The organism is Pseudomonas sp. AC463 (genome assembly GCF_979253585.1).
Map to the genome: position 1 here is coordinate 101,132 of NZ_CEEDDZ010000002.1, position 25,376 is coordinate 126,507.

Genomic DNA, 25,376 nt, shown 5'->3' on the forward strand with positions numbered 1-25,376 from the left:
ATCCAGGGTTTATCGGGTTTTTAAATCCCGGGCGATCAAGCCCGGGACGCGCTCAGCTTACTGGCAAGCTTCGCAATCCGGCTCGTCGATCGCGCAGGCTTTTGGCACTGGCGCCGGGCCGGCTGGAGCGGCGAGAACCGAATCATCACCATGGTTGCCGCTGGAAACAGCGTTCAACTTGCCGGTATTGATGGTCGACTTCTCGGTGCTGGTCGCCGCCAGGGCACGGAGGTAGTAAGTGGTTTTCAGGCCACGGTACCAAGCCATGCGGTAGGTCACGTCGAGCTTCTTGCCCGAGGCGCCGGCGATGTACAGGTTCAGCGACTGAGCCTGGTCGATCCACTTCTGACGACGGCTGGCGGCGTCAACGATCCACTTGGTGTCCACTTCGAAGGCGGTCGCGTAAAGCTCTTTGAGCTCTTGCGGGATGCGTTCGATCTGCTGCACGGAGCCGTCGTAGTACTTCAGGTCGTTGATCATGACCGAGTCCCACAGGCCGCGGGCTTTGAGGTCGCGAACCAGGTACGGGTTGATCACGGTGAATTCGCCCGACAGGTTCGATTTCACGTAGAGGTTCTGGTAGGTCGGTTCGATCGACTGCGATACGCCGGTGATGTTGGCGATGGTCGCGGTCGGTGCGATGGCCATGATGTTGGAGTTACGAATGCCTTTCTGCACACGGGCACGTACCGGCGCCCAGTCCAGGGACTCTTCCAGGTCGACGTCGATGTACTTCTGGCCACGTTGCTCGATCAGGATCTGTTGCGAATCCAGCGGCAGGATGCCCTTGGACCACAGCGAACCCTGGAACGTCTCGTAGGCGCCGCGCTCGTCGGCCAGGTCGCAGGAAGCCTGGATCGCGTAGTAGCTGACCGCTTCCATGGACTTGTCGGCGAACTCGACCGCAGCATCCGAACCGTAAGGAATGTGCTGCAGGTACAAAGCGTCCTGGAAGCCCATGATGCCCAGGCCGACCGGACGGTGCTTGAAGTTGGAGTTCTGCGCCTGTGGCACCGAGTAGTAGTTGATGTCGATCACGTTATCGAGCATGCGTACGGCGGTGTTGACGGTGCGTTCCAGCTTGGCGGTGTCCAGCTTGCCGTTGACGATGTGGTTCGGCAGGTTGATCGAGCCCAGGTTGCAAACGGCGATCTCGTCCTTGTTGGTGTTCAAGGTGATCTCGGTGCACAGGTTCGAGCTGTGGACCACGCCCACGTGCTGCTGCGGGCTGCGCAGGTTGCATGGGTCCTTGAAGGTCAACCATGGGTGGCCGGTTTCGAACAGCATGGACAGCATTTTGCGCCACAGGTCTTTGGCCTGGATGGTCTTGAACAGCTTGATCTTGCCCGGGTACTGGGACAGGGCTTCGTAGTACTCGTAACGCTCTTCGAAGGCCTTGCCGGTCAGGTCGTGCAGGTCTGGTACTTCGGATGGCGAGAACAGGGTCCACGGGCCGTCATCGAAGACGCGCTTCATGAACAGGTCCGGGATCCAGTTGGCGGTGTTCATGTCGTGGGTACGACGGCGGTCATCACCGGTGTTCTTGCGCAGCTCGATGAACTCTTCAATGTCCATGTGCCAGGTTTCCAGGTAGGCACACACCGCGCCTTTGCGCTTGCCACCCTGGTTGACCGCTACGGCGGTGTCGTTCACGACTTTCAGGAACGGTACGACGCCCTGGGACTTGCCGTTGGTGCCCTTGATGTACGAACCCAGTGCACGCACAGGGGTCCAGTCGTTGCCCAGGCCGCCGGCGAATTTGGACAACATGGCGTTGTCGTGGATCGCGTGGTAGATGCCCGACAGGTCATCCGGCACGGTGGTCAGGTAGCAGCTCGACAGCTGTGGACGCAGGGTGCCGGCGTTGAACAGGGTCGGGGTCGACGACATGTAGTCGAAGGACGACAGCAGGTTGTAGAACTCGATCGCACGGTCTTCTTTGTGCTTCTCTTCGATCGCCAGGCCCATGGCCACGCGCATGAAGAACACTTGCGGCAGTTCGAAGCGGATACCGTCCTTGTGGATGAAGTAACGGTCGTACAGGGTTTGCAGGCCCAGGTAGGTGAACTGCTGGTCGCGCTCGTGGTTGATCGCCTTGCCGAGTTTTTCCAGGTCGAAGCTGGCCAGGATCGGGTTCAGCAATTCGAATTCGATACCCTTGGCGATGTAGGCCGGCAGGGCCTTGGCGTACAGGTCGGCCATTTCGTGGTGAGTGGCGCTGTCGGCCACGCCCAGGAAGCCCAGGCCTTCGGCACGCAGGGTGTCCATCAGCAGGCGGGCGGTCACGAACGAGTAGTTCGGCTCACGCTCGACCAGGGTACGGGCGGTCATCACCAGGGCGGTGTTGACGTCGGTCAGGGCCACGCCGTCGTACAGGTTCTTCAGGGTTTCGCGCTGGATCAGGTCACCGTCGACTTCTTCCAGGCCTTCGCAGGCCTCGGTGATGATGGTGTTCAGGCGGCCCAGGTCCAGGGGTGCAAACGAACCGTCAGCCAGGGTGATGCGGATCGACGGGTGGGCTTGCACGGCAGCTTCTTCGGCCGGGGAGCGCACGGCACGTTCCTTGGAACGGGCGTCACGGTAGATCACGTAGTCGCGTGCGACTTTCTGCTCGCCGGCACGCATCAGGGCCAGTTCGACCTGGTCCTGGATTTCTTCGATGTGGATGGTGCCGCCCGAGGGCATGCGACGCTTGAAGGTCGCGGTGACTTGTTCGGTCAGGCGGGCAACGGTGTCGTGGATGCGCGACGAAGCGGCAGCGGTGCCGCCTTCAACTGCAAGAAACGCTTTGGTGATGGCGACGGTGATTTTGTCATCGGTGTAAGGAACGACAGTGCCGTTACGCTTGATCACGCGCAATTGGCCAGGTGCGGTGGCAGACAGATCCAGGTTCGAATCAGCGGCCTGCGGCACGGAGCCCTGCGGGTTCTCGCGAGTTGTGTCGGTTTGCATGGGGGGTTGTCTCCACATTCTATATTTATTTGGGCACCATCACGGTGCCCACCGTTCCGTCCTGAAGCACTTACAACAGGCCTGGGCCTGGCATAACAACTTCGGGACAGGAGGAAGGGAGCTGATCGCGCCGCTTCCATGCCGAAGTCTTCGGTTCGGGGCGCAAAAGCCCTTGGCCGTATTCCTGCTGGGTGACAGTTGCCCGCTTCAAGCACTGCAACACCCGTACCGTTTTGCGCTGTTGGAGCGGAAAAACGGCCGCCATCCGCGTGCGCGGTTTGGGCTTGAAAAAATGCCTGGATTCGACCAAACAGGAGCAAGAAAGAACTTGAGTTTCTTGTCTGATTTGTGTTTGGTTTTTTCGCTGAAAACCCTACATGTAGGGTTTTTTTAGCGCCGAGCTACAAGATAATGCGTTTTGGGGGGCTTAGCAACGCACTACCTGTGGATAACGCTGTGGGTAAAATGTGTATGAATCGTGGAACAGCCGCGTAGGCCGCAGTACTGCTGGATTCGGCCGTTTGTCACTGAATATTCCAAGCTATAAACAGCCGATTGGATTTTTGAGGGCGCGAACCCTATCACAAAAAAATGCGATCACCGAATGGATTTCCCGGCTTGTGTTTGAGGGTTGGGGCATGGCTACAATCGACCTTGTTATGCCCTGCGAACATTACAAACAAGGTATGGCCGCTGAAGATCAAAATGTGGGAGGGGGCTTGCCCCCGATGGCAGTGTGTCAGTGATAGATTTATCAACTGATCCACCGTTATCGGGGGCAAGCCCCCTCCCACATTTGACCGAATTAGCCAATAAAAAACCTAATAACAACGAGGATCGCGCATGGAGCAAGAAGCCTGGCAGGTATTGATAGTCGAGGACGACCAGCGGCTGGCTGAGTTGACCCGCGACTATCTGGAGAGCAATGGCCTGCGGGTGTCGGTGGAGGGCGATGGGGCCATGGCGGCGGCGCGGATCATTGCTGAACAGCCGGACCTGGTGATCCTCGACCTGATGCTGCCCGGCGAAGACGGCCTGAGCATCTGCCGCAAGGTGCGCGAGCGCTACGACGGCGTGATCCTGATGCTCACCGCCCGCACCGACGACATGGATCAGGTGATGGGCCTGGACATGGGCGCCGACGACTACGTGTGCAAACCGGTGCGCCCGCGCCTGCTGCTGGCGCGCATCCAGGCCCTGCTGCGGCGCAGCGAGCCGGCGGAACCGGCGATTGTGGAGGCCCAGCGCCGCCTGCAATTCGGCCCGCTGGTGGTCGATAACGCCCTGCGCGAAGCCTGGCTGCATGACGGCGGCATCGAACTGACCAGCGCCGAATTCGACCTGCTGTGGCTGTTGGTGGCGAATGCGGGCCGCATCCTGTCCCGCGAAGAAATTTTTATCGCCCTGCGCGGCATCGGCTATGACGGCCAGGACCGCTCCATCGACGTACGCATTTCGCGCATCCGCCCGAAAATCGGCGACGACCCGATCCACCCGCGCCTGATCAAGACCATCCGCAGCAAAGGCTATCTGTTCGTCCCTGAAGCCGCCGCCGATATGCCGCTGTGAACTCGATCTTCCTGCGCATTTATGGCGGCATGTGCGCGGCGCTGATCCTGGTGGCGCTGCTCGGCGTGCTGGCCTTGCACCTGCTCAACGAGGTACGCAGCGGCCAGTACCGCGAGCGCCTGGCCCATGGCACCTTTGCGCTGATGGGCGACAACCTGCAACCCATGAGTGCCATCGAGCGCCAGCGCGCCCTCGCGGTATGGGAGCGGCTGCTGGGCATTCCCCTGGAACTGCGCCCGCTGGCCGATGCGCAATTGGACCTCAGCCAACGCAACCGCCTGCAACGCGGCCAGGTGCTGGTGCAGCAGACCGGGCCCCACGCGGCGCGGGTGTTGCGCCTGGTCAGCGAGCAGTCGCAACTGGTGCTTACAGGCGAAGTACAGCAGATCAGCGAACAACTGGCCCGCGCGACTATTTACCTGCTGGCTGACGAACTGGTGCGCTTTCCGGTGGCCGAGCAGCCGCAGCGCCTGGCCGATATAAAAGAAGCCAAGGGCTTTGGCTTCGACATGCACCTGATGACCCTTGACCAGGCCGATATGGACGACGATCAGCGCCGCCGCGTATCGGAAGGCGATACGGTCATGGCCCTGGGCAAGGGCGGCGACTCCATCCGTGTGTTCGCCGGCATGGTCGGTACGCCGTGGGTGCTGGAAATCGGCCCGCTGTTCCAGATGAACCCTTACCCGGCGCAGTGGCTGATCCTGATCGCCCTGATTGGCCTGACCCTGATCGGCCTGATCGTCTATCTATTGGTGCGTCAGCTTGAGCGCCGCCTCAAAGGCCTGGAAGCCGCGGCCACGCGTATCGCCAAGGGCAACCTGGAAGTGCGCGTGCCGGCCCGTGGTGCCGATTCGGTAGGGCGCCTGGCAGCAGCGTTCAATGGCATGGCCGAGCACTTGCAGCAGTTGCTGGCGATCCAGCGCGAGCTGGTGCGCGCGGTCTCCCATGAGCTGCGCACGCCGGTGGCGCGCCTGCGTTTCGGCCTGGAGATGCTTGGCGATGCCGCAACCCCTGAGGCCCGACGCAAATACCTGGACGGCATGGACAGTGATATCCAGGACCTCGACGGCCTGGTGGATGAAATGCTCACCTACGCGCGCCTGGAACAGGGCTCGCCGGAGCTGAATTTCCAGCGGGTCGACCTGAATGCGCTGCTCGATCAGGTGATCGGCGAATTATCGCCACTGCGCCCGCAGGTCACAGTGGCCCGGGGTATTTGCCTGTCCTCGGCGCATTGGGACGACGCCTGGGTCGATGCCGAGCCGCGCTACCTGCACCGCGCGCTGCAGAACCTGGTGAGCAACGCCATGCGCCACGCCCAGGGTCGGGTGTTGATCAGTTACCAGGTGGGCCAGGTGCGTTGCCGTATCGACGTGGAAGACGACGGCCCAGGCGTGCCGCAGAGTGCCTGGGAACGCATCTTCACGCCGTTCCTGCGCCTGGACGACAGCCGCACCCGCGCGTCCGGCGGGCATGGCCTTGGGCTGTCGATTGTGCGGCGCATCATTTATTGGCACGGCGGGCGGGCATTGATAGGCAAGAGCAATAATTTAGGTGGGGCGTGTTTCAGCCTGAGTTGGCCCAGGGATCAGGACAAGCCCTGAGACCGCCATCGAGGGCCCCCTCCCACAGTTGACTGAATTCCAACGTTGGAATGCATTCCCTTGTGGGAGGGGCGGTGCGACGATTCGACTTGCCCCCGATAGCTGTAGGTCAGGCGCTGATAGCCACCAGACTCAACAACTGCCCCTCATCCACCGCAAACTGCCCCACCAGCTCCCTGCCATGGCACCACTCATCCGACAGATCAGTGAGCAACCGCAGACGCACCGAGCCGTCTTCGGCCCACTCCACCACCTCAGCATGCTCAAAATAGAAGCGCTTCTGCACAATCGGGTAGAGCGCCTTGAACAGGCTTTCTTTCGCAGAAAACGTCAGCGTCACCAGCAACGCAACCTGCTCACGCGGCACCAACGTCATGCGCTGCAGTTCATCAGCAGTAAGAATTTCCCCGGCCAGCCGTTCGGCCCGTTCCAGGCTGAGGATATTTTCCAGGTCCATCCCCAACCCACGCCACTGCGCCTTGTGCCCGACAATCGCGGCGGCATGCCCGGTGCTGTGGGTGATCGAGCCGCTGATATGCGCAGGCCACACCGGGGCGCGGTCTTCGCCGATCGCCGGGATGCAGTCCAGCTGATCGAGTTGTTGCAGGGCGGCGCGGGCGCACAAGCGGCCGGCGAGGAACTCGGCCTGGCGCTTGGCCACCGAGCGCTGGATGCTCGGCGGTGGCGGCACGGCGCTGCGCAGGAAGTCTCCCTCGGCCAAGAGGGCAGGCTCAAAGCGGGTGCTCAAAAATACCGTGCCCGGCAAGGGTTCGGGCAGCGGCCAATGGGCATCGAGTGGGGTGCAGCAAGCGGGTAAGGGCGTCATGGGCGGTATTTTGCCGAGTTGCTGCGCCAGAGGATAGCCCGGGGCGGTGCGCGGCCTGTTCAGGGGGAGTTCAGGGGCGTTTGCGTAGGCTGAAGCCAACACACCACAGCCACGCGCGTATGAGGTAACACCATGACTGCGATCAAAAAGCTGATGTTGGCGTTAACCATGCTCAGTGCCACCGCCGGGGTCCAGGCTTCTGATGGGGCGTTTGCCGAATTTGGTCGTGAGAAAACCAAAAAAACCAGCACGTTGATCCAGCGTGTCAGTTTCGAAGACGCATCCAGCCAGCCCACGCCTTGGGGTCAATCCCTGGGCCTCACGACGCCGCAGCCGAACTACCGCGCCGGCTATGAACACCAGACCGGCGAGTTCAATGGCATTAAACTGCGCCCGCAAGACTTGCAGGGCCGCTATGATATCCCTCTGTCGGACAGCTGATTTGCTTTGGAGAGCCTTATGAAATTGCTGGTGGTGGAAGATGAGGCGCTGCTGCGTCATCACCTGTTTACCCGCCTGACCGACAGCGGCCACGTGGTCGAGGCCGTGGCCAATGCCGAAGAGGCCCTGTACCAGACCGGCCAATTCAACCATGACCTGGCGATCATCGACCTGGGCCTGCCCGGCATGGGCGGCCTGGACCTGATTCGTAAATTGCGCAGCGAGGCCAAGACCTTCCCGATCCTGATCCTCACCGCGCGCGGCAACTGGCAGGACAAGGTCGAAGGCCTGGCCGCCGGTGCCGACGACTACGTAGTCAAGCCGTTCCAGTTCGAAGAGCTGGAGGCGCGCATGAATGCCTTGCTGCGCCGTTCCAGCGGCTTTACCCAGTCGACCATCGTCGCCGGGCCCTTGCTGCTGGACCTCAACCGCAAGCAGGCGTCCCTCGACGAACAGCCGCTGGCACTCACCGCCTACGAATACCGGATCCTCGAATACCTGATGCGCCATCACCAGCAAGTGGTGGCCAAGGACCGTTTAATGGAACAGCTCTACCCGGACGACGACGAGCGCGACCCGAACGTCATCGAAGTGCTGGTCGGCCGCCTGCGTCGCAAGCTGGAAGGCCCGGCGGGGTTCAAGCCGATCGACACCGTGCGCGGCCTGGGCTACCTGTTCAATGAGCGCTGCCGTTGATTCGCTCGCTTCGCGTGCGCTTGATGCTGGCGGCCGCCACCCTGGCCGTGCTGTTTATGCTGGGCTTGCTGCCGGCGATGCAGGGCGCGTTCAGCCTGGCGTTGCAGGATTCCATCGAGCAGCGCCTGGCGTCGGACGTCACCACGTTGATTTCCGCCGCACGCGTCGAAAACAACCGCCTGCTGATGCCGGCGCAGTTGCCCGACGAACGCTTCAACCTCACCGATAGCCGGCTGCTGGGCTATATCTACGACCGTGAAGGCCACCTGGTGTGGCGTTCGCGCGCGACCAAGGAAGAAAACATCAACTACAAACCGCGCTATGACGGGCGCGGTAATGAGTTCGCACGGATTCGCGAGGCCAACGGCCAGGAATTCTTCGTGTATGACGTGGAGGTCAAGCTGCTCGGCGGCAAGAGCGCGGCGTTCAGTATTGTCGCCCTGCAACCGGTGCGCGAATACCAATTGACCCTCGAAGGCCTGCGCGAAAACCTCTACCTGGGTTTCGGTGCGGCCCTGCTGGTACTGCTGACCTTGCTGTGGCTGGGCCTGACCTGGGGCCTGCAAGCCCTGCGGCGGCTGAGCCAGGAACTCGACCAGATCGAAGGCGGCACCCGCGAAAGCCTCAGCGAAGAACACCCGCGTGAACTGCTGCGCCTGACCGGCTCGCTCAACCGCTTGCTGCACAGCGAACGTGAGCAGCGTGCGCGCTACCGCGACTCCCTCGACGACCTCGCCCACAGCCTGAAAACCCCGCTGACGGTGTTGCAAGGCGTGAGCGAAGACATGGCCCAGCGCCCGGAAGATCGCGACCAGGCCTGGGTGCTGCAATCGCAAATTGAACGCATGAGCCAACAGATCAGCTACCAATTGCAACGCGCCAGCCTGCGTAAAAGCGGCCTGGTACGCCATCAGGTGCGCCTGGAACCGGTGCTGCAAAGCCTGTGCGACACGTTGGGCAAGGTCTATCGCGACAAACGCGTCACCGTGACTTATGACCTGCCGCCGGAATGCGATGTGCCCATCGAGAAGGGCGCCTTGCTGGAAATGCTCGGCAACCTGTTGGAGAACGCCTATCGGCTGTGCCTGAGTGAAGTGCGCATCAGCCTGGTGGAAAGCCTGGAAGGCACTGAGCTGTGTATCGAAGATGATGGGCCGGGTGTGCCACCCGATCAGCGTGCGCGGATTCTGCAAAGGGGTGAGCGGCTGGACCGTCAGCATCCGGGGCAGGGGATTGGGCTGGCGGTGGTCAAGGATATTATCGAGAGCTATGGCGCGCGGCTGACGTTGGGGGATTCGCCGTTGGGTGGGGCGGCGTTCAAGATTCATTTTCCGGCTGTGTGATGTGTAGTGGCTGTACTGGCCTCATCGGGGGCTTGCCCCCGATGAGGCCCTTACAGACAACCCACCTCTAACCCTCCTGAGCCCGATAAGCCCCCGGCGTCACCCCCGTCCACTTCTTGAACGCCCGATGAAACGCCGAAGGCTCGGAAAACCCCAGCTGCTCGGCAATCTCCTGCAACGACAAATCCGCCCGCCCCAAATGATAAATGGCGATGTCCCGCCGCAGCTCATCCTTGAGCGCCTGAAAGCTGGTGCCTTCTTCACGCAGGTGGCGGCGCAGGGTTTGCGGGCTGATGTGCAGGTGCTGGGCCACCGCTTCCAGGTCCGGCCAGGGCGTGCGGTCGCGGCTCAACAAACGGCGCAACTGGCTGCTCAGGCTGTCGCCCTCATCCGGACGTGACAGCAGGTCGGCAGGCGAGCGCTCGAGAAAATGCTTGAGGGTGCGTTCGTCCTGCAACAACGGCAGGCTCAAGTATCGGCTGGGAAACACCAGGCTGCTGTTCGGTGCGCCGAATACCAGCGTGCAGGGAAACAGCAGATCGTATTCTCCGGCGTGGGCCGGCATCGGGTAGCTGAACGTGGCCTGGTGCAGTCGGATGCGCTGGCCGATCAGCCAACTGCCGAGCCGATGCCAGATCACCAGCAGGCATTCGCTGAGGAAGTGATCCGGGTCCCAGAGTCGGGAGTCATCCAGGCTCAGGCGGGCCATATCGCCTTCGCGCGTCAGCTGCCAGCGCGGACCCTGCGGGAATAGGCTATAAAATAATAAGCCGCGTTCCAGAGCCTTCTCCAGGGTGCGGCAGTGGATCAACGCGTGGCACATCATGGCGAATGTGCCGCGTTTGCTCGGCCCGTCAGCGAAGCCGAGGTATTCGTCGTCCAGGCCCAGCCAGAGCATTTGCAGCAACCGGGTAAATTGCTCCGGCGCGATGCGCGCGCGGGGTTCGCTCAGCAGTTGCGGGGTAATGCCCAGCTGTTGCAGCAGGTCCGAATAGTCGTAACCGGCTCGACGCGCACCGCCGAGGGCCGCCCGGGCATAGTGACTGGCGATGGTACGTTCACGCATGCGAAGGCCTCGTCCTTGGAGTGGCGGATGGTAGCCACGCCGGGGGAGGGCGACAAGGCGGATATCCGCCAAATTGTAGGACGGGATTGGGTGAGTGGGCGGAAATCCGCCACCTGTTGGGTCGCCGCACACTCGCCTGAAAAGCTCGAGCCCTGATGTCTAAAGGCCTCAAGGGTTTTTCAGCAAAGTGGCACGGCGTTTGCGATAAGGATTACAGCGCAGGCCTGGTCCTACAGACCTCGCAAACAACAAATCCCTCCAGTGCAGGAGGGTTCGCAATTCAAGTGTCGTGGGCAATGGCGGATATTTGCCACACGGGACGATTGAGGAACTTTGCAATGACGACTCGTCAGCCAATTTACAAATCCCTGTATTTCCAGGTGATCGTTGCAATCGTTATCGGTATTTTGCTCGGTCACTTCTACCCGCAGACCGGCGTGGCCCTCAAGCCACTGGGTGACGGCTTTATCAAGCTGATCAAAATGGTCATTGCCCCGATCATCTTCTGCACCGTTGTCAGCGGTATCGCTGGCATGCAAAGCATGAAATCGGTCGGCAAAACCGGCGGCTACGCGCTGCTGTACTTCGAAATCGTTTCCACCGTTGCCCTGCTGATCGGCCTGATCGTGGTGAACGTTGTGCAACCGGGCGCCGGCATGCACATCGACGTCGCGACTCTGGACGCTTCCAAAGTGGCGGCCTACGTCACTGCCGGTAAAGACCAGAGCATCGTCGGCTTTATCCTCAACGTAATCCCTAACACCATCGTCGGCGCGTTCGCCAACGGCGACATCCTGCAAGTGCTGATGTTCTCGGTGATCTTCGGTTTCGCCCTGCATCGCCTGGGTGCCTACGGCAAGCCGGTGCTGGACTTCATCGATCGCTTCGCCCACGTGATGTTCAACATCATCAACATGATCATGAAGCTCGCGCCAATCGGTGCCCTGGGCGCCATGGCGTTCACCATCGGTGCCTACGGTGTAGGTTCGCTGGTGCAGCTGGGCCAGTTGATGATCTGCTTCTACATCACCTGCCTCCTGTTCGTGCTGGTGGTGCTGGGTGGCATCTGCCGCGCCCACGGTTTCAGCGTGATCAAGCTGATCCGCTACATCCGTGAAGAGCTGCTGATCGTTCTGGGTACTTCGTCTTCCGAATCCGCACTGCCACGCATGCTGATCAAGATGGAGCGTCTGGGCGCGAAGAAATCCGTAGTAGGCCTGGTGATCCCGACCGGCTACTCGTTCAACCTCGACGGTACTTCGATCTACCTGACCATGGCTGCCGTGTTCATCGCCCAGGCGACTGACACCCACATGGACATCACCCACCAGATCACCCTGTTGCTGGTGCTGCTGCTGTCCTCCAAAGGCGCTGCAGGCGTGACCGGTTCGGGCTTCATCGTACTGGCTGCGACCCTGTCGGCCGTAGGCCATCTGCCGGTTGCCGGCCTGGCGCTGATCCTGGGTATCGACCGCTTCATGTCCGAAGCCCGCGCACTGACCAACCTGGTCGGTAACGCCGTTGCCACCATCGTTGTGGCCAAGTGGGTCAAGGAACTGGACACCGACAAGCTGCAAAGCGAGCTGGCGTCCGGCGGTACCGGTATCTCGGAAACCCGCGAAATCGACGACCTGGGCGTGGCCGAAGGCCCTGCACCTGTCGTCAAGTAAGCCGCTGATGGCGTAAGCACGCGCCGACAGCTACTCACAAACGCCCCGACTGGTTCGGGGCGTTTGCGTTTCTGCGCGGGCACTTTTCCTTTACAGTAAATGACTACTTCATCAACAACGCTGGCGGGAGACCTGATGGACAGTGTGGATCTGAATGTCCTGCGCAGCGTGCTTGAATGGCGCCGCGCCGGGCAGCAAGTGGTGTTGTACAGCGTGGTGCAGACCTGGGGCAGTGCGCCGCGCCCACCGGGGGCGATGTTGGCCTTGCGGGGCGATGGTGTGGTGATCGGTTCGGTGTCCGGCGGTTGCATCGAGGACGACTTGATCGCACGCTTGCAGGATGGCCGCCTGGCCGCCGACGGACCGCCCGTGCAACTGGTGACCTACGGCGTTACCCGCGATGAGGCAGCGCGTTTTGGCCTGCCGTGTGGCGGCACCTTGCGCCTCACCGAAGAGCGCGTGGATGACTGGGCCTGGGTGGCCGAATTGCTGGCGCGCTGCGAGGACCACCAAGTGGTCGCCCGTGAGCTGAACCTGGCCACCGGCGAAGTCACCTTGAGCGGCGCGAGCAAGACCGATGTGGTGACCTTCGACGGCGAACGTCTGCGCGCCATCTACGGCCCGCGTTGGCGCCTGCTGCTGATCGGTGCCGGGCAGCTGTCGCGGTATGTGGCGGAAATGGCGCGCTTGCTGGATTTCGAAGTGCTGATCTGCGACCCGCGCGAAGAGTTCGTCTATGGCTGGGAAGAACAGCATGGCCGCTTCGTGCCGGGCATGCCGGACGAGGCGGTGCTGAATATCCAGACCGACGAGCGCACCGCTATCGTGTGCCTGACCCACGACCCGCGCCTGGACGACATGGCCTTGCTCACGGCGTTGAACTCCAGCGCGTTCTACATCGGCGCGCTGGGCTCGCGGGTCAACACCCAGAAACGTCGCGAAACCCTGGCGGCGCTGGGCTTGTCGGCGCAGGCCATTGCACGCTTGCATGGCCCGATTGGCTTGCATATCGGCAGCCATACGCCGGCGGAAATCGCCTTGTCGCTGATGGCGGAAATTGTCGCGATCAAGAACGGCGTGGCGCCGATGCAGAAAAAACCGTTGCCGGTGGTCGCCGAGTGACAGTCACGGCGATTGTGCTGGCGGCGGGGCTGGGCAGCCGGTTTCGCGCCGAGACGGGCGAGGATAAGTTGCTGGCCCAGTGTGTCGGCCGGGATGGCGTGACGCGGCCGGTGATCGAGCAAGTGCTGGTGAACTTGCCCGCGCGCGTGGTGGACCGTTGGGTGGTGACCTCGCCAGAGCGTACGGAGGTCATCCGCTTGGCCGAGGCTTATGGCTGCCAGGTCGTGCTGCTGCACTCGGCGGGCATGGGTGACAGCATTGCCGCGGCGGTCGCGGCCAGTGCGTCGGCCGAGGGCTGGCTGGTGGTGTTGGGGGATATGCCGTTTATCCAGCCAACCAGCATTGAGCAGGTGATTGACGCGCTGGTGGCAGATGGCATCAGCGTGCCGGTACAGGCGGGGCGGTATGGGCATCCGGTTGCGTTTGGCCGTGCGTTCGGGCCGCAGCTGATGGCGCTGACCGGTGATCGCGGCGCCAAGCCGTTGTTTGCCCAGGCGGCATTAGAGGAGGTACTGGTACAGGACGCCGGTGTGTTGTGGGATGTGGATGTGCCCGCGAGGCTGCAGTACCGCTAAAAATCGCCAGATAAAAAAGCCCCGCCTGATCACTCAGGCGGGGCTTTTTAGTAGCTGCTGGAATCAGACGAGAGGTTAGTCTCGTGCTTCTGTTTCCTGAGCTGCCGCAGCGGCAGCAGCCTCAGCTTCCTTGCGACGACGACGCACTTCACGTGGGTCATTCGGCGCACGGCCGTTTTCGGTCAGGGCGCTGGCCGGTGCGGCTTCAACCACCGGGGCGGCGACTTCGGCAACCACTGGCGCTTCTTCAACCACTGGCGCGTTTTCAACGACCGGTGCTGGCTCAACCACTGGCGCCGGCTCGGCAACCACGGCTTCAACAACCGGTGCTGGCGCTTCTTCTGCCACAGGGGCAGGGGCTGGCGCTTCAACCGGTGCGGCTGGCTCGGCAGACCACTGGAAGGCGGTCTGTTCTTCGCGAACTTCACGCACTTGCGGGGCGGCTTCGACAACTGGCGCTTCAACGACCGCTTCAACCACTGGCTCAGGCTCGACGACCGGTGCAGGCTCGACAGCAACCACTTCCACTTCTGGCTGCGCTTCTTGAACCGGGGCAACTTCTACTTCCGGTACAACGGGCGCTTCGATCGGGGTAGTGGCTTCGACCACTGGCGCTTCAACCACGGCAGCTTCAACAACTGGCGTTTCCACGACCGCGGCTTCAGCGGCTGGCGCTTCAACTACAGGCGTTTCGGCAACCGGTGCTTCTACTGCAACAGTTTCTTCGACAGCAGCGGTAGCACGTTCAGCCTGTTCGTGAGCCTGGGCTTCAGCAGGTGCGCTGATGACCGAGCTGGCAACGGCGGCGGTAACGGCCAGGCCGGCAGCCAGATCGGCGCCAGTCGGTTCGCTGTTTGCGCCTTCAGCGTTCTCGCCGGCTTCTTCCGAGCCTTCGATCACGTTGCCGTTGGCATCACGCTGACGCTCACGACGGTTGCTGCGGCGACGCTGACCACGGGAGCGGCGGCGTGGACGATCGCCTTCGGCGTTGTCCTGGCCATCTTCCTGCTGCTCTTCAGCGGTCAGTACATCTTCGTCGCTGGCGGCAGCGGCTTGCTCGGCGCGTGGTTGACGCTCTTCACGCGGTGGGCGCGGCTGGCGCTCTTCACGTGGGGCGCGTTCTTCACGCGGCTGGCGGGCCGGGCGTTCTTCGCTGGTGGCTTCGGCGGTGACGGCGGCAGCAACGGCTGGAACGGCGTCCAACGGCTCGCGCAGTTCACGCACACGCTCTTCACGCTCGCCACGTGGCTTGCGATCTTCACGCGGAGCGCGTGGGGTACGTGGTGCGCGCTCTTCGCGCGGTGCACGTTCTTCACGGGCTACGGTTGGGGTCTCTTCACGGGCTTCGCGCGGCGCGCGCTCTTCACGTGGGGCGCGTTCTTCACGCGGTGCACGTTCTTCGCGAGGCTTGCGCTCTTCGTCACGGCGACCGTTGCGGTTACGGCTCTGCTGACGACCGTTGCGACGCTCTTCGTTACGGGCCGGGCGCTCGGTGGCAGGTTTTTCAACCACAACCGGGGCAGCGGGCTCTTCCTTGGTAGCGAACAGGCTGACCAGCGACTTCACCAGGCCTTTGAACAGGCTTGGCTCAGGCAGGACGGCCGGCGCGGCAACCGGGGCAGCCGCTTCAACCGGTACCGGTGCGTTGGCACGGGCTGGCGCAGTCTTCACGGCAGCTTCCTGGCGAACCAGGGTGCGGGTCGCGGCGGCGGGTTGCACTTCTTCCACTTCGGCAGCAGCGGCAGCGATTTCGTAGCTGGACTGGCCGCTGTGGGCTTCCGGGCTGTCGTCACGCAGGCGCTGTACTTCGAAGTGCGGCGTCTCGAGGTGATCGTTCGGCAGGATCACGATACGGGCACGGGTGCGCAGTTCGATCTTGGTGATCGAGTTGCGTTTTTCGTTGAGCAGGAAGGCTGCAACCGGGATCGGCACTTGCGCACGGACTTCGGCGGTGCGGTCTTTCAGGGCTTCTTCTTCGATCAGGCGCAGGATCGCCAGGGACAGCGATTCAACGTCACGGATGATGCCGGTGCCGTTGCAACGCGGGCAGACGATGCCGCTGCTCTCGCCCAGGGATGGACGCAGGCGCTGACGGGACATTTCCAGCAAGCCGAAGCGCGAGATACGGCCGACCTGTACGCGGGCACGGTCAGCTTCCAGGCATTCGCGGACTTTCTCTTCCACGGCGCGCTGGTTCTTGGCGGGGGTCATGTCGATGAAGTCGATCACGATCAGGCCGCCGATGTCACGCAGGCGCAGCTGGCGGGCGATTTCTTCAGCCGCTTCCAGGTTGGTCTGCAGGGCGGTTTCTTCGATGTCGCTACCCTTCGTGGCGCGCGCCGAGTTGATGTCGATGGACACCAGGGCTTCGGTCGGGTCGATCACGATGGAGCCACCGGAAGGCAGTTCGACCACGCGCTGGAAGGCGGTTTCGATCTGGCTTTCGATCTGGAAACGGTTGAACAGCGGCACGCTGTCTTCGTAGAGCTTGATCTTGCTGGCGTACTGCGGCATCACCTGGCGGATGAAGGTCAGGGCTTCGTCCTGGGCTTCAACGCTGTCGATCAGCACTTCGCCGATGTCCTGGCGCAGGTAGTCGCGGATGGCGCGGATGATCACGTTGCTTTCCTGGTAGATCAGGAATGGCGCGGAGCGATCCAGCGAGGCTTCTTTGATGGCGGTCCAGAGTTGCAGCAGGTAGTCGAGGTCCCACTGCATTTCTTCGCTGCTGCGGCCCAGGCCGGCAGTGCGTACGATCAGGCCCATGTCGGCCGGAGCGATCAGGCCGTTGAGCGCTTCACGCAGTTCGTTGCGCTCTTCACCTTCGATGCGACGGGAAATGCCGCCGGCACGCGGGTTGTTCGGCATCAGGACCAGATAGCGGCCAGCCAGGCTGATGAAAGTGGTCAGGGCTGCGCCCTTGTTGCCACGTTCTTCTTTTTCGACCTGAACGATGACTTCCTGGCCTTCGCTCAGGACGTCCTTGATGTTCACGCGGCCTTCAGGGGCTTTCTTGAAGTATTCGCGGGAGATTTCTTTGAGGGGCAGGAAGCCGTGGCGCTCGGAGCCGAAATCGACAAAGGCAGCCTCAAGGCTTGGTTCGATGCGAGTAATACGGCCTTTATAGATGTTGGCCTTCTTTTGCTCGCGTGCACCGGATTCGATGTCCAGGTCGTAGAGGCGTTGGCCATCTACCAGTGCAACACGCAACTCTTCGGGTTGAGTTGCGTTAATCAGCATTCTTTTCATGTTGTACCGTCGGTTTCCGGGCTGCCGGAAACGGCGTTCGGCACACACGACTTCTCACGGTCGGTGTCAGGTGCGTCAAGAGTGGTTGGCCACTCCAGTGTCCAGCAATAATCAGCCAATTGGGCCGGTATCGCGACGGACGCGTCCTGCTTGTTAGCGGTGGTGACAAAGGCACCACTTCAACAAAAGCTAAGGTCAGGAGGAGGAATCAACCGGCGACTGTGGACGAGATGAAGCGTCTAAATATAAGCCTAGTGCTACACGGTCCGACGGTTGTGCATCTCCACCCTACACGTATCCCTGATAATTCGGGTGCTGCCGCGCGCAGAATCCGCAGCGGGTTGGCATTTACCGTGTGCTCCAATGGGGAGTCCACGCTCATGGCTAAACAAGACTGGGTGAGCGCGACTGCGCTCTCACTCAGCTCTTAACAGGCGTTGTTTCCGAAGCATTCGCCATGGTCTGGCTCAAGACTGACTGCACTTTGTGAACTGGCCGTAAATATCGGCGCAGAACGCGAGTATTCACTCTGCTTTCTGCACTCGCTTCAGGCCTCATGTCACCTGCGCTTGTTACAATCTTGAGCCTTCCAAGGTGGCGAAAGCCCCGTAGGACGGCCTCGCGTCCTGATGAATTGCGATGGTCAGGGCCGGCAGTTTGCCGCAAGTCCTCTGTCCAGGCCGCTTTTGGCGGCGTTCGCGACTATAGCAGCAATGATTAAGTGCTTCAATTCCATAAAAAATTGTTATCATCGCCGCCATGACGACTACCGCCCCCCAGACCCCCAGCGTCCAGCTGCTCGAGGTCTCGCCGGAATATGCCGGCCAACGCATCGACAATTTTCTCCTGGCCAGGCTCAAAGGCGTGCCCAAGACCTTGATCTACCGCATCTTGCGTAAAGGCGAAGTGCGCGTGAACAAGGGCCGTATCAAGCCCGAGTACAAGCTGCAGGCGGGCGATATCGTGCGTGTGCCGCCGGTGCGCGTGCCTGAGCGCGACGAGCCCGTGCCGCTGGCCCAGGGCCTGCTGCAGCGCCTTGAAGCTTCGATTGTGTTCGAAGACAACAAGCTCATCGTGATCAACAAGCCCTGCGGGATTGCGGTTCACGGCGGCAGCGGGCTGAACTTCGGTGTGATCGAAGCCTTTCGTCAGCTGCGTCCGGATTGCAAGGAGCTGGAGCTGGTCCATCGCCTGGACCGCGACACCTCCGGCCTGCTGATGATCGCCAAGAAACGCAGTATGTTGCGCCACCTGCACACCGCCCTGCGTGGCGATGGCGTCGACAAACGCTACATGGCCCTGGTGCGCGGCAACTGGGCCAGCTCCATCAAGAGCGTGCGTGCACCGTTGCAGAAGAGCAACCTGCGCTCCGGCGAACGCATGGTCGAAGTGGACGAGGAGGGCAAAGAAGCCCTGACCCTGTTCAAGGTGCTGCGCCGCTTCGGCGACTTCGCCACCATGGTCGAGGCCAAGCCGGTGACCGGACGTACCCACCAGATTCGCGTGCACACCCTGCATGCGGGCCATTGCATCGCCGGTGACACCAAGTACGGCGACGAGGATTTCTCCAAGGAAATCCGCGACCTGGGCGGCAAGCGCCTGTTCCTGCACGCCTACATGCTCACGGTGCCGCTGCCCGATGGTGGCGAATTGAAGCTGCAGGCGCCGGTTGATGAGATGTGGGCCAAGACCGTGGAGCGTTTGAGTGTCGCACCTTGATTACAAACTGCTGATCTTTGATTGGGACGGAACGCTGGCCAATTCCATTGGCCGGATCGTTGAGTCGATGCACGCGGCGTCGACCCGCTCGGGCTTTGAGTTGTGCACTGATTTTGCGGTCAAGGGCATCATCGGCCTCGGCTTGCCTGAGGCGATTCGCACCTTGTATCCGCAGATCGGCGACGCTGAGCTGGTTGCATTTCGCGATCACTACGCCGACCACTACATCGCCCTGGAAGCCACGCCGTCGCCGTTGTTCGATGGCGTGCTGCAGTCGCTGGAGGCCTTTCGTGCCGAGGGCTATCACCTCGCCGTCGCCACCGGCAAGGCCCGTCGCGGGCTGGATCGGGTGCTGAAGGCTCACGGTTTCGAAGATTTTTTCGACATCACCCGCGCGGCCGATGAAACCGCCAGCAAACCTCACCCTCTGATGCTGGAGCAGATCCTGGCGCATTGCGGTGTGTCGCCGCGTCAGGCCTTGATGGTGGGTGATGCCTCCTTCGACCTGATGATGGCGCGCAATGCTGGCATGGACAGCGTGGCGGTCAGCTATGGCGCCCAGGCTGCCGAGTCCTTGCAGCAATACGAGCCCAGGCTGACGATTGATCATTTTTCCGAATTGCAGGCCTGGCTGAGCCGGGCCCAATAAGTCTTTGCTGGGGTTGATGGCATGAGTGACGAGTGGAAAGCGCCCGAAAAGGCTGAAAGCGGTGATGACAAGAGCTGGAAGCTGCTGGAGAAAACCCTCCTGGCCAGCGTCCAGGAGCAGCGCCGCGCACGGCGTTGGGGGATTTTCTTCAAGCTGCTGACCTTTACCTACCTGATTGCCATGCTGGTGCTGTTCAGCCCGCTGATGGACATGGAAAAAAGCGCGACCCGTGGCGCCAACTACACCGCGCTGATCGAAGTGCGCGGGGTGATTGCCGACAAGGAGTCCGCCAGCGCCGACAATATCGTCAGCAGCCTGCGTGCCGCGTTTGAAGACCCCAAGGTCAAGGGCGTGATCCTGCGAATCAACAGCCCGGGTGGCAGCCCGGTGCAGTCGGGTTATGTGTATGACGAGATTCGCCGTCTGCGCGCGCTGCATCCGGACATCAAGTTGTACGCGGTGATTTCCGACCTGGGTGCCTCGGGCGCCTATTACATCGCCAGCGCCGCCGACCAGATCTATGCCGACAAGGCCAGCCTGGTGGGCTCCATTGGTGTGACGGCGGCCGGTTACGGGTTTGTCGGCGCCATGGAGAAGCTGGGTGTGGAGCGTCGCACCTACACCTCGGGCGAGCACAAGTCGTTCCTCGATCCGTTCCAGCCGCAAAAGGCCGATGAAACCGAGTTCTGGCAGGGCGTGCTCGACACTACCCATCGCCAGTTCATTGCCAGCGTGAAGCAGGGGCGTGGGGATCGTCTGAAGGATAAAGATCATCCGGAGCTGTTCTCCGGGTTGGTGTGGTCGGGTGAGCAGGCGTTGCCGCTGGGCCTGATCGATGGCTTGGGCAGCGCCAGCCTGGTGGCACGCGATGTGATCGGCGAGAAGGAACTGGTGGATTTCACTGTTCAGGAATCGCCGTTTGACCGGTTCTCCAAGAAGCTCGGCGCCAGCGTGGCTGAGAAGCTGGCCTTGTACATGGGCTTCCAGGGCCCGACACTGCGCTGATTTGGGGGTTGGTTGGGGTCAACATGTGGGAGGGGGGGTGCCCCCGATAGCGGTGGATCAGCCAGTTTATCTGTAGCTGACCCACTGCAATCGGGGGCAAGTCGAATCGTCGCACCGCCCCTCCCACATTTGGTTTTGTGGTGTTCTTAAGGGATCTGTACGTTCTCGGCCAGCAACATATCCACCAGGCGAATCAACGGCAGCCCCACCAGACTGGTAGCATCCGGCCCTTCAGTGCTCTGGAACAAACTCACACCCAGCCCTTCAGCCTTGAAGCTGCCCGCGCAGTCATACGGCTGCTCGATCCGCAGGTAACGTTCAATGCGCTCAACGTCCAGCTCGCGCATGTGCACGGTAAAAGTCACGCAGTCGACCTGGCAGTGTCCTGTCTGGCTGTTCAGCAGTGCCAGGCCTGTCAGGAAGCTCACGCGCTTGCCGCTGGCTGCCAGCAACTGTTCACGGGCGTTTTCAAAGGTGTGGGGCTTGCCGATAATGCGGCCTTCCAGAGCGGCCACCTGGTCGGAGCCTATAATCAAATGCCCCGGATGGCTGGTGGCGAGGGCGCGGGCTTTCTGTTCGGCCAGGCGTTTGACCAGCTCGATGGCGGACTCGTTTTCACGATGGCTTTCGTCTATATCCGGCGAGCTGCAGGTGAATGGCAGGTGCAGGCGGCTCAGCAATTCCCGGCGATAAACCGAGCTGGATGCGAGTAATAAAGGCAGCATGGGCGTCTCCTCAAGGCAGCGGCAAATTCTAGCGGGGCGACCGGCTGACGCACAGGGCTGAATTTCCTTTGACATGGCTGGGTGCATCCCTATAATGCTGCGCCTATGTTGAATGACCCGATTCCACCTCACGTTGACCCGCGCAAATTGGCTGATCGTGGCACTTCCCTTCAAGGTGAATTGCTGCTGGCCGATTTGGAGAGACTCTGCGACCCGCTTTCCGACACTGTCGGTACGGTGCAGGCCAAATTCGTATTTGAACGAGATGAACGTAAATCTGTGGTAATCCACAGCTTTATCGACACCGAAGTCAAAATGGTTTGCCAGCGTTGTCTTGAGCTGGTCACCCTGCCGATTCACAGCGAATGCAGTTACGCTGTGGTGAAGGAGGGTGCGAATACCCAGTCGTTGCCGAAAGGTTATGACGTGCTGGAACTGGGCGAAGATCCTTTGGATCTGCATGCACTGATCGAGGAAGAGCTTCTGCTCGCCTTGCCCATTGTGCCTGCTCATCATCCGGAAGAATGCCAGCAGCCGGAGGGCCTTGATGACGAGGCCGAGCCGAGCGAGGACGAGGTAACGCGGTCCAACCCGTTCAGTGTATTGGCGCAGTTAAAGCGTGACCCAAACGTTTAGGAGTTAATCAATTATGGCTGTTCAGCAGAACAAAAAATCCCGTTCCGCCCGTGACATGCGTCGTTCGCACGATGCCCTGACGGCGAGCACTCTGTCTGTAGAAAAAACCACCGGTGAAATTCACCTGCGTCACCACGTATCGCCAGAAGGCGTATACCGTGGCCGTAAAGTGATCGACAAGGGCGCTGACGAGTAATCACTTGTCTGCTCTAGTCATCGCGATTGACGCAATGGGCGGGGACTTCGGTCCCCGCAGCATTGTTCAGGCCTGCATTGCCAGCCTGTCTGCCACACCCTCGCTGCACCTGACCCTCGTCGGTCAACCCTCCCTTCTTGAAGAACTGATTGCCAGCCATCCGGCGGTGGGTCGCGCGCGCCTGACGATTACGCCAGCCAGCGAAACCATCAGCATGGATGACAAGCCGGCGGCGGCCCTGCGTGGCAAGCCCGATTCTTCCATGCGGGTGGCCCTTGAGTTGTTGCGTGATGGCAAGGTGCAAGCCTGTGTCAGCGCTGGCAATACCGGGGCCTTGATGGCGTTGTCGCGGCATGTGCTCAAGACCTTGCCAGGGATTGACCGGCCGGCGATGGTGGCGGCGATTCCGACGCAGCAAGGCTATTGCCAGTTGCTGGACCTGGGCGCGAACGTGGACTGCAGTGCCGAGCACCTGCTCCAGTTCGCTGTGATGGGTTCGGTAGCCGCCGAAGCGCTGGGTGTGGCCCGGCCGCGTGTGGCCTTGCTGAATATCGGTACCGAAGACATCAAGGGTAACCAGCAGGTCAAGCTTGCGGCCACCTTGTTGCAAGGCGCGCGGGGCTTGAACTACATCGGTTTTGTCGAGGGCGATGGCTTATACCGTGGCGAAGCGGATGTGGTGGTGTGCGACGGGTTTGTCGGCAATATCCTGCTCAAGTCCAGCGAAGGCCTGGCGACCATGATCGCCACGCGCATCGAGGCGTTGTTCAAGCGCAACGTTGTGTCGCGGCTGGTCGGCGCCCTGGCGCTACCGCTGATGCGCCGGTTGCAGGCTGACCTGGCGCCGGCACGGCATAATGGCGCAAGTTTTCTCGGCTTGCAGGGCATCGTGGTGAAAAGCCACGGTTCTGCGGGTGTGGAGGGCTTCCAGAGTGCGGTTGCGCGGGCCGTGATCGAGATCCAGGAAAACCTGCCGCAACGCTTGCACGGCCGTCTTGAGGATCTGTTGCCTTAGGCGAATCGGCCCGGGAATGCTTAAATGTGACCGGCCAGTTCAATTGACCATCCAATCTGTCAGTTTCGTGCGCTCCCACAGTAGGCGCGCGCATTTTTGACGACCAGATCATTAGGGGCTTGTTACATGTCTACATCCCTCGCATTCGTCTTTCCAGGGCAGGGTTCGCAGTCCCTCGGCATGTTGGCCGAGCTGGGCGCGCAGTACCCGCTGATCCTGGAAACCTTCAAGGAAGCTTCCGACGCCCTGGGTTATGACCTGTGGGCGCTGACCCAGCAAGGGCCGGAAGAGCAACTCAATCAAACCGATAAGACCCAGCCGGCCATCCTGACCGCTTCGATCGCCCTGTGGCGTTTGTGGTTGGCCGAAGGCGGCGCGCGCCCGGCTTACGTGGCCGGTCACAGCCTGGGCGAATACAGCGCCCTGGTCGCTGCGGGCAGCCTGACCCTCGGTGAGGCGGTCAAGCTGGTCGAGCGTCGTGGCCAACTGATGCAAGAAGCTGTTCCGGCCGGGCAGGGCGGCATGGCCGCGATCCTGGGCCTGGACGATGCGGTGGTGATCGAAGCCTGTGCCGAAGCGGCCCAGGGTGACGTGGTCAGCGCGGTCAACTTCAACTCCCCTGGTCAGGTGGTGATCGCCGGTGCCAAGGCTGCCGTTGAGCGTGCCATCGAAGGCTGCAAGGCCCGTGGCGCCAAGCGCGCGTTGCCGTTGCCGGTTAGCGTGCCGTCCCACTGCGAGCTGATGCGCCCGGCGGCCGAGCGTTTTGCCGAGTCCATCGCTGCCATCAACTGGCAGGCGCCGCAGATTCCGCTGGTGCAGAACGTCAGCGCGGCCGTGCCCGCCGACCTCGAAACTCTCAAGCGCGACCTGCTGGAGCAACTCTACAAGCCGGTACGCTGGGTCGAATCGGTCCAGACCCTGGCGGCCAATGGCGCCACCGAGCTGGTCGAATGCGGCCCGGGCAAAGTCCTGGCCGGCCTGAACAAGCGCTGCGCCGACGGCGTGTCGACTGCCAACCTCAATACCCCGGATGCCTTCGCTGCCGCTCGCGCAGCACTGGCCTGATCCCTGAATCCTGAACTAAGGAGAAGCCTGCATGAGTCTGCAAGGTAAAGTTGCACTGGTTACCGGCGCCAGCCGTGGCATTGGCCAGGCGATCGCCCTGGAACTGGGCCGTCAGGGTGCCGTTGTGATCGGCACCGCCACTTCCGCCTCGGGCGCCGAGCGTATCGCCGCGACCTTGAAGGAAAACGGCGTTCAAGGCACTGGCCTGGAACTGAACGTAACCAGCGATGAATCCGTGGCTGCGGTACTGGCTGCGATCACCGCACAGTTCGGCGCGCCGGCGATTCTGGTGAATAACGCCGGTATCACCCGTGACAACCTGATGATGCGCATGAAAGACGACGAGTGGTACGACGTGGTCGATACCAACTTGAACAGTCTGTTTCGCCTGTCCAAGGGTGTTTTGCGCGGCATGACCAAGGCGCGTTGGGGCCGAATTATCAATATTGGCTCTGTAGTGGGTGCCATGGGCAACGCAGGCCAAGTAAACTACGCATCCGCCAAGGCCGGTCTGGAAGGTTTCAGCCGTGCACTGGCGCGTGAAGTCGGCTCGCGGTCGATTACGGTCAACTCGGTGGCCCCAGGGTTCATCGATACCGATATGACCCGCGAACTGCCGGAAGCACAGCGTGAAGCTTTGCTGACGCAGATTCCGCTGGGCCGTCTGGGCCAGGCTCAAGAGATCGCGAATGTGGTCACTTTCCTGGCATCTGACGGTGCGGCATACGTGACTGGGGCTACAATCCCGGTTAACGGCGGGATGTACATGAGTTAAATTGTGACGGATCGCTTCAAAAAAATGTCATACGAGCTGTCTAAAATCCGTTATAAAGCTGCAACTTAATTTATAGGCAGGTGGCCGACCGGGTACAGGGTGAAGCTTTCAGTTGAAAAGCTGAAAAGGCTTTCTATACACTTACCCACTGGCCAGCTGCCTGAATTTGTCCATTAGGAGTTAAACAAGGTATGAGCACCATCGAAGAGCGCGTCAAGAAAATCGTTGCCGAGCAACTGGGCGTTAAAGAAGAAGAAGTGGTCAACACCGCTTCCTTCGTAGAAGACCTGGGTGCCGATTCCCTTGACACCGTTGAGCTGGTGATGGCTCTGGAAGAGGAATTCGAGACCGAAATCCCGGACGAAGAAGCTGAAAAAATCACTACTGTTCAAGCTGCTATCGACTACGTTACTAGCCACCAGGCGTAATAGTTTGTAGTCGTCGCTTGCTGTTAGGGAAAAACCGCACTGCTGTA

Annotated in this window: 22 protein-coding genes; 17 read left to right on the forward strand and 5 right to left on the reverse strand. The window is 61.2% G+C overall.

Translation table 11 applies throughout. From position 1 onward, the window contains the following. Nucleotides 1–57: 57 nt before the first annotated feature. Nucleotides 58–2,952, reverse strand: coding sequence for a ribonucleoside-diphosphate reductase subunit alpha (locus tag AC0IYH_RS02635; RefSeq protein ID WP_116625920.1), 2,895 nt, complete (start codon nucleotides 2,950–2,952; stop codon nucleotides 58–60). 843 nt (nucleotides 2,953–3,795) lie between these two features. Here AC0IYH_RS02635 and AC0IYH_RS02640 point away from each other — a divergent pair. Together AC0IYH_RS02640 and AC0IYH_RS02645 are read left to right on the forward strand one after the other, a co-directional pair. Then, entirely contained in the window at nucleotides 3,796–4,521 is a 726-nt protein-coding gene (locus tag AC0IYH_RS02640; protein WP_471832897.1) for a response regulator, read from the forward strand. Further along, nucleotides 4,518–6,128, forward strand: a complete 1,611-nt coding sequence (locus tag AC0IYH_RS02645; protein WP_116625923.1) for an ATP-binding protein — start codon at nucleotides 4,518–4,520, stop codon at nucleotides 6,126–6,128. Before AC0IYH_RS02640 ends, AC0IYH_RS02645 begins: the two co-directional genes overlap by 4 nt. Before the next feature lie 109 nt (nucleotides 6,129–6,237). Here AC0IYH_RS02645 and AC0IYH_RS02650 read toward each other — a convergent pair whose 3' ends face one another. Continuing rightward, entirely contained in the window at nucleotides 6,238–6,954 is a 717-nt protein-coding gene (locus tag AC0IYH_RS02650) for a 4'-phosphopantetheinyl transferase family protein (RefSeq protein ID WP_116625924.1), read from the reverse strand. A 132-nt stretch (nucleotides 6,955–7,086) separates the two neighbouring features. On the opposite strand from AC0IYH_RS02650, the gene AC0IYH_RS02655 reads away from it, so the two are divergent. From AC0IYH_RS02655 to AC0IYH_RS02665, 3 genes are read left to right on the forward strand one after another with little or no spacing between them, the layout of a single operon-like run. After that, complete coding sequence (locus tag AC0IYH_RS02655) at nucleotides 7,087–7,395, forward strand: hypothetical protein (RefSeq protein ID WP_116625925.1); 309 nt, start codon at nucleotides 7,087–7,089, stop codon at nucleotides 7,393–7,395. An 18-nt stretch (nucleotides 7,396–7,413) separates the two neighbouring features. Then, entirely contained in the window at nucleotides 7,414–8,091 is a 678-nt protein-coding gene (locus AC0IYH_RS02660; RefSeq protein WP_116625926.1) for a response regulator, read from the forward strand. Then, nucleotides 8,088–9,434, forward strand: a complete 1,347-nt coding sequence (locus tag AC0IYH_RS02665; protein ID WP_471832898.1) for an ATP-binding protein — start codon at nucleotides 8,088–8,090, stop codon at nucleotides 9,432–9,434. The genes AC0IYH_RS02660 and AC0IYH_RS02665 overlap by 4 nt, the downstream gene beginning before the upstream one ends. A 67-nt stretch (nucleotides 9,435–9,501) precedes the next feature. Here the strand turns inward: AC0IYH_RS02665 and AC0IYH_RS02670 are convergent, their stop codons facing one another. After that, a complete protein-coding gene (locus AC0IYH_RS02670) occupies nucleotides 9,502–10,500 on the reverse strand; it encodes an AraC family transcriptional regulator (RefSeq protein WP_471832899.1) in 999 nt (332 codons plus the stop codon). A gap of 338 nt (nucleotides 10,501–10,838) precedes the next feature. Here AC0IYH_RS02670 and AC0IYH_RS02675 point away from each other — a divergent pair, with 338 nt between their 5' ends. The 3 genes from AC0IYH_RS02675 (at nucleotide 10,839) to AC0IYH_RS02685 (ending at nucleotide 13,867) form a co-directional block, all read left to right on the forward strand. After that, nucleotides 10,839–12,170 carry a dicarboxylate/amino acid:cation symporter gene (locus AC0IYH_RS02675; RefSeq protein WP_099587180.1) on the forward strand — a complete coding sequence of 444 codons (1,332 nt, stop codon included), beginning with the start codon at nucleotides 10,839–10,841 and terminating at the stop codon, nucleotides 12,168–12,170. Between the two features lie 135 nt (nucleotides 12,171–12,305). Further along, nucleotides 12,306–13,292: an XdhC family protein gene (locus AC0IYH_RS02680; RefSeq protein WP_116625929.1), complete on the forward strand. Its 987-nt coding sequence runs from the start codon at nucleotides 12,306–12,308 to the stop codon at nucleotides 13,290–13,292. After that, complete coding sequence (locus AC0IYH_RS02685) at nucleotides 13,289–13,867, forward strand: nucleotidyltransferase family protein (RefSeq protein ID WP_471832900.1); 579 nt, start codon at nucleotides 13,289–13,291, stop codon at nucleotides 13,865–13,867. The genes AC0IYH_RS02680 and AC0IYH_RS02685 overlap by 4 nt, the downstream gene beginning before the upstream one ends. A gap of 75 nt (nucleotides 13,868–13,942) precedes the next feature. Here AC0IYH_RS02685 and rne read toward each other — a convergent pair whose 3' ends face one another. After that, a complete protein-coding gene (rne, locus tag AC0IYH_RS02690) occupies nucleotides 13,943–17,116 on the reverse strand; it encodes a ribonuclease E (RefSeq protein ID WP_471832901.1) in 3,174 nt (1,057 codons plus the stop codon). 759 nt (nucleotides 17,117–17,875) lie between these two features. Between rne and rluC the strand changes: the two genes are divergently transcribed. The 3 genes from rluC to AC0IYH_RS02705 are packed head-to-tail and all read left to right on the forward strand — an operon-like array spanning nucleotide 17,876 to nucleotide 20,489. Then, the gene (rluC, locus tag AC0IYH_RS02695) at nucleotides 17,876–18,835 is read left to right on the forward strand and encodes a 23S rRNA pseudouridine(955/2504/2580) synthase RluC (RefSeq protein WP_065939065.1); all 960 of its coding nucleotides are present in this window, start codon (nucleotides 17,876–17,878) and stop codon (nucleotides 18,833–18,835) included. Next, nucleotides 18,822–19,484: an HAD-IA family hydrolase gene (locus AC0IYH_RS02700; protein WP_471832902.1), complete on the forward strand. Its 663-nt coding sequence runs from the start codon at nucleotides 18,822–18,824 to the stop codon at nucleotides 19,482–19,484. The genes rluC and AC0IYH_RS02700 overlap by 14 nt, the downstream gene beginning before the upstream one ends. 21 nt (nucleotides 19,485–19,505) lie before the next feature. Then, nucleotides 19,506–20,489, forward strand: a complete 984-nt coding sequence (locus AC0IYH_RS02705) for a S49 family peptidase (RefSeq protein WP_122772456.1) — start codon at nucleotides 19,506–19,508, stop codon at nucleotides 20,487–20,489. A 146-nt stretch (nucleotides 20,490–20,635) separates the two neighbouring features. Here the strand turns inward: AC0IYH_RS02705 and AC0IYH_RS02710 are convergent, their stop codons facing one another. After that, complete coding sequence (locus tag AC0IYH_RS02710) at nucleotides 20,636–21,214, reverse strand: Maf family protein (protein ID WP_471832903.1); 579 nt, start codon at nucleotides 21,212–21,214, stop codon at nucleotides 20,636–20,638. Between the two features lie 105 nt (nucleotides 21,215–21,319). On the opposite strand from AC0IYH_RS02710, the gene AC0IYH_RS02715 reads away from it, so the two are divergent. The 6 genes from AC0IYH_RS02715 to acpP all read left to right on the forward strand — a co-directional run bounded on the left by AC0IYH_RS02715 (nucleotide 21,320) and on the right by acpP (nucleotide 25,329). After that, on the forward strand, nucleotides 21,320–21,850 hold the full coding sequence (locus AC0IYH_RS02715; RefSeq protein ID WP_032886799.1) for a YceD family protein: 531 nt from the start codon (nucleotides 21,320–21,322) through the stop codon (nucleotides 21,848–21,850). 13 nt (nucleotides 21,851–21,863) lie between these two features. Then, nucleotides 21,864–22,046 (forward strand): 50S ribosomal protein L32, encoded by a 183-nt coding sequence (gene rpmF, locus AC0IYH_RS02720; protein ID WP_008152339.1) that lies wholly within the window; start codon nucleotides 21,864–21,866, stop codon nucleotides 22,044–22,046. Between the two features lie 4 nt (nucleotides 22,047–22,050). After that, entirely contained in the window at nucleotides 22,051–23,061 is a 1,011-nt protein-coding gene (gene plsX, locus AC0IYH_RS02725; RefSeq protein ID WP_471832904.1) for a phosphate acyltransferase PlsX, read from the forward strand. Nucleotides 23,062–23,187: 126 nt separating this feature from the next. Further along, nucleotides 23,188–24,126: an ACP S-malonyltransferase gene (fabD, locus tag AC0IYH_RS02730; RefSeq protein WP_471832905.1), complete on the forward strand. Its 939-nt coding sequence runs from the start codon at nucleotides 23,188–23,190 to the stop codon at nucleotides 24,124–24,126. A 31-nt stretch (nucleotides 24,127–24,157) separates the two neighbouring features. Beyond that, the gene (gene fabG / locus AC0IYH_RS02735) at nucleotides 24,158–24,901 is read left to right on the forward strand and encodes a 3-oxoacyl-ACP reductase FabG (RefSeq protein ID WP_186693422.1); all 744 of its coding nucleotides are present in this window, start codon (nucleotides 24,158–24,160) and stop codon (nucleotides 24,899–24,901) included. A gap of 191 nt (nucleotides 24,902–25,092) precedes the next feature. Beyond that, on the forward strand, nucleotides 25,093–25,329 hold the full coding sequence (gene acpP, locus AC0IYH_RS02740) for an acyl carrier protein (RefSeq protein ID WP_003175607.1): 237 nt from the start codon (nucleotides 25,093–25,095) through the stop codon (nucleotides 25,327–25,329). Nucleotides 25,330–25,376: the final 47 nt, after the last annotated feature.

What these genes read in the sequence shown, in the direction of transcription:
- AC0IYH_RS02675 (WP_099587180.1), top strand. Translation starts at nt 10,839, where the DNA reads ATGACGACTCGTCAGCCAATTTACAAATCCCTGTATTTCCAGGTGATC.
- AC0IYH_RS02680 (WP_116625929.1), top strand. Translation starts at nt 12,306, where the DNA reads ATGGACAGTGTGGATCTGAATGTCCTGCGCAGCGTGCTTGAATGGCGC.
- AC0IYH_RS02705 (WP_122772456.1), top strand. Translation starts at nt 19,506, where the DNA reads ATGAGTGACGAGTGGAAAGCGCCCGAAAAGGCTGAAAGCGGTGATGAC.
- acpP (WP_003175607.1), top strand. Translation starts at nt 25,093, where the DNA reads ATGAGCACCATCGAAGAGCGCGTCAAGAAAATCGTTGCCGAGCAACTG.
- fabD (WP_471832905.1), top strand. Translation starts at nt 23,188, where the DNA reads ATGTCTACATCCCTCGCATTCGTCTTTCCAGGGCAGGGTTCGCAGTCC.
- AC0IYH_RS02655 (WP_116625925.1), top strand. Translation starts at nt 7,087, where the DNA reads ATGACTGCGATCAAAAAGCTGATGTTGGCGTTAACCATGCTCAGTGCC.
- fabG (WP_186693422.1), top strand. Translation starts at nt 24,158, where the DNA reads ATGAGTCTGCAAGGTAAAGTTGCACTGGTTACCGGCGCCAGCCGTGGC.
- AC0IYH_RS02635 (WP_116625920.1), bottom strand. Translation starts at nt 2,952, where the DNA reads ATGCAAACCGACACAACTCGCGAGAACCCGCAGGGCTCCGTGCCGCAG.
- AC0IYH_RS02710 (WP_471832903.1), bottom strand. Translation starts at nt 21,214, where the DNA reads ATGCTGCCTTTATTACTCGCATCCAGCTCGGTTTATCGCCGGGAATTG.
- AC0IYH_RS02715 (WP_032886799.1), top strand. Translation starts at nt 21,320, where the DNA reads ATGTTGAATGACCCGATTCCACCTCACGTTGACCCGCGCAAATTGGCT.
- AC0IYH_RS02650 (WP_116625924.1), bottom strand. Translation starts at nt 6,954, where the DNA reads ATGACGCCCTTACCCGCTTGCTGCACCCCACTCGATGCCCATTGGCCG.
- rpmF (WP_008152339.1), top strand. Translation starts at nt 21,864, where the DNA reads ATGGCTGTTCAGCAGAACAAAAAATCCCGTTCCGCCCGTGACATGCGT.
- AC0IYH_RS02670 (WP_471832899.1), bottom strand. Translation starts at nt 10,500, where the DNA reads ATGCGTGAACGTACCATCGCCAGTCACTATGCCCGGGCGGCCCTCGGC.
- rluC (WP_065939065.1), top strand. Translation starts at nt 17,876, where the DNA reads ATGACGACTACCGCCCCCCAGACCCCCAGCGTCCAGCTGCTCGAGGTC.
- rne (WP_471832901.1), bottom strand. Translation starts at nt 17,116, where the DNA reads ATGAAAAGAATGCTGATTAACGCAACTCAACCCGAAGAGTTGCGTGTT.
- AC0IYH_RS02640 (WP_471832897.1), top strand. Translation starts at nt 3,796, where the DNA reads ATGGAGCAAGAAGCCTGGCAGGTATTGATAGTCGAGGACGACCAGCGG.
- AC0IYH_RS02660 (WP_116625926.1), top strand. Translation starts at nt 7,414, where the DNA reads ATGAAATTGCTGGTGGTGGAAGATGAGGCGCTGCTGCGTCATCACCTG.